At 53.9% G+C, this 1,630-nt stretch carries 1 protein-coding gene; it reads left to right on the top strand.

All coding sequences use genetic code 11. From position 1 onward, the window contains the following. Positions 1-359: 359 nt before the first annotated feature. Positions 360-1,145, top strand: a complete 786-nt coding sequence (locus tag V6C07_RS01315; protein WP_333534593.1) for an FCD domain-containing protein — start codon at positions 360-362, stop codon at positions 1,143-1,145. Positions 1,146-1,630 lie beyond the last annotated feature (485 nt).

Raw genomic sequence — 1,630 nt, 5'->3', positions numbered from 1 at the left:
CAACTCATCCAGCTCAACCTGCTCGGTTCGGCGTCTCTGGAAGAACTCCTGAATCCACGACGGCGAAGAAAAGATAATCTTCAACATCTCAGCCTATTAGAATTGGGTGCTTAGCCGGACAGCAATGGTTTAACATCTGAAAAGGCCGAAATTTTTCCACAGGCAGCCTTGTGTTGCCGCTTTTGGCCGTGGGCATATTCCTCAGGTTTTCAATATGGTATTGCTTTGTATACAATACTTTTGCCGCCAGCCTGCATGCCTGCCGTCTGCGCAGACCGGGTGGCACACAAGCGCATACAATACCCCGGCAGGGCATGTCGGTTCGGTTGCACGAGATACAAGGAGACAAACAGACTACCATGACTATTGCAAATACGAATATCGCCAGCCCTGAAAGGCTGCAAGGCAGAAGGCGCAGCATACAGCGTCCGCGTGTACATGCCGAGGTGCTGTCCTGTCTGTTGGAAGATATACAGTCCGGCGTATACCAGGTGGGACAAAAACTGCCGTCAGAGCGCGAACTTATGGAAGAATTCGGCGTTGGCCGTCCGGCCGTGCGCGAGGCGCTGTCGGCGTTGGCGCGGATGGGGCTTATAGAGGTTTCGCCCGGTATGCGGGCGCGGGTTTGCAGGCTGACGCTCAATCCGTTATTGCGTGAAATGCGCGCCACTATGGAAATTTACTCCAGTACGCATGATGGTTGGCGGCAAATGCACGAGCTGCGTCAGTTTTTCGAAACAGCCGTAGCCCGGCGCATGGCACGCAACATGACCGACGAACAGACGGCCGAGCTTGAGCGCATTTTGCAAAAGCAGCGCAGCCTGCTGGACGATTCGGCCATACGCGAATTTTCCGAGGCGGATATCGAGTTTCACCGCTACCTTGTGAGCTGTGTGGGCAATAATTTTCTGGATATTGTTTCCGACGGTTTCGCGGGCTGGCTGATCACGCCCCTGTATGCTTCCATGCAGGTGCGGCAGCAGAGCGAACTGGCCTATGAAGCCCATGTGCGTATTTTTGAAGCCCTGAAAAAACGCGATGCCGATGCCGCTGAAGAAGCCATGCGGGCGCATCTGGAAGAGATGCGCGGCATCTATCAGGTGGATGTCATGTCGGGGACGGAAAAGAAGCCGGGCAAGATGTAGCGGCAGACAGGCCGAAAATATTTTGTTCGAGCGGCACCGGTTATATGACACCGTGGGATGTTTCGCCCGCCGGGCCGCAGGGCAGGGCTTTTCCGTTTTGAGATAACGACCCTGAAAAAGGAATAAAGAGCGGTGTGCCTTGTATGGCACGCCGCTCTTTTGTACTGTCTTCCTGCAAAATGGCTCTGCTGCCGGAGCAATGGCGCGACGAAGGCTTGCATGCGCAGGGATGCCGCACGTAAACGCCGCAATGAACGTTTTTAAAATTTCGGCAGGCATGCTTTCACCGCCAGAGCAATTTCAAAGTGAAATTGCTCTGGCGGCTGCGTGAGCAGTCGCCCGCCGCAAAGATGCAAGCGGATAACGTACGGTATTTTTCGCACATTCCCAAAATGGAAGTAGCCCTTCATGTCGGTTAGGTTTGGTTATGACCAAACAACCACCAAACCAGCATGAGGGCTACAAATGAAAGCTACCAAGGAGCA

This window comes from Desulfovibrio sp. 1214_IL3152 (assembly GCF_036763055.1).
Taxonomy (GTDB): domain Bacteria; phylum Desulfobacterota; class Desulfovibrionia; order Desulfovibrionales; family Desulfovibrionaceae; genus Desulfovibrio.
The sequence above is the reverse complement of the archived record's forward strand: the minus strand, read 5'-3'. Positions and strand labels throughout refer to the sequence as shown.